Genomic DNA, 1022 nt, shown 5'->3' on the forward strand with positions numbered 1-1022 from the left:
ACCAACGGGCAATTCACTCTGGCAACCGATGACACCGATTCAGTAATCGGCTACAGCCAGGATGAATTCACCATCGCAGCCAGCACCACCGACTTCATTCGCGTTCGTATGCGCGTTGGCACTGCCGCCGCACCTGCCGCGTAACAAAAGGATAATCATATATGTATTTCTCTAAAGAGACTCTGGCGACTAACTCTCGCCTCGGTGGTCACTGGAATGAACTGTGGGCAAACCGCAATATGTGGAATGCTCATCACGACGCAATGATTGCGGCAAACCGTTCGAATATGACTCCTGAATGGTTAGCGGTGAATGCCGTGGGCGGTTTTACGCGTGATTTCTGGGCCGAGATTGACCGCCAGGTGCTGCAATTGCGTGATCAGGAAGTTGGCATGGAAATTGTCAACGACCTGATTGGTGTTCAGACGGTGCTATCTGTAGGCAAAACCGCAAAGCTTTACAACGTTGTTGGCGACATTGCCGATGATGTGTCTGTGAGCATTGACGGTCAGGCTCCATTCTCATTTGACCATACCGAATATGCGAGTGATGGCGACCCGATCCCGGTGTTCACTGCAGGTTACGGTGTGAACTGGCGTCATGCTGCTGGTCTTAATTCTGTTGGTATCGACCTGGTACTTGACTCGCAGATGGCGAAAATGCGCAAGTTCAACCAGAAGCGTGTTAACTACTACCTGAACGGCGACCCGAATATCCAGGTGCAGTCATACCCGGCACAGGGTATCAAAAACCACCGCAACACCAAGAAGATTAATCTTGGCTCTGGGGCGGGCGGCGCAAACATCGATCTGACCACTGCAACCATGACTCAGTTGTTTGAGTTCTTCGGTAAAGGTGCATTCGGTACCCTGGCCCGTGCGAATAAGGTCGCGGCATACGATGTGATGTGGGTATCGCCGGAAATCTGGGCTAACCTGGCTCAACCGTATGTAGTTAATGGCGTAGTTAGCGGCAATGTGCTGAATGCCGTGCTCCCATTTGCACCGGTACGTGAAATCCGT

At 51.9% G+C, this 1022-nt stretch carries 1 protein-coding gene; it reads left to right on the forward strand.

Annotation, left to right across the window (positions count from 1 at the left end):
- Positions 1-161: 161 nt before the first annotated feature.
- Positions 162-1022, forward strand: an 861-nt coding sequence (locus OOJ60_RS24495; RefSeq protein ID WP_268077815.1) for a major capsid protein, incomplete at its 3' end; no start/stop codon positions are given.

The sequence above is a fragment of the Citrobacter sp. R4 genome, from assembly GCF_026719175.1.
Taxonomy (GTDB): domain Bacteria; phylum Pseudomonadota; class Gammaproteobacteria; order Enterobacterales; family Enterobacteriaceae; genus Citrobacter_A; species Citrobacter_A sedlakii.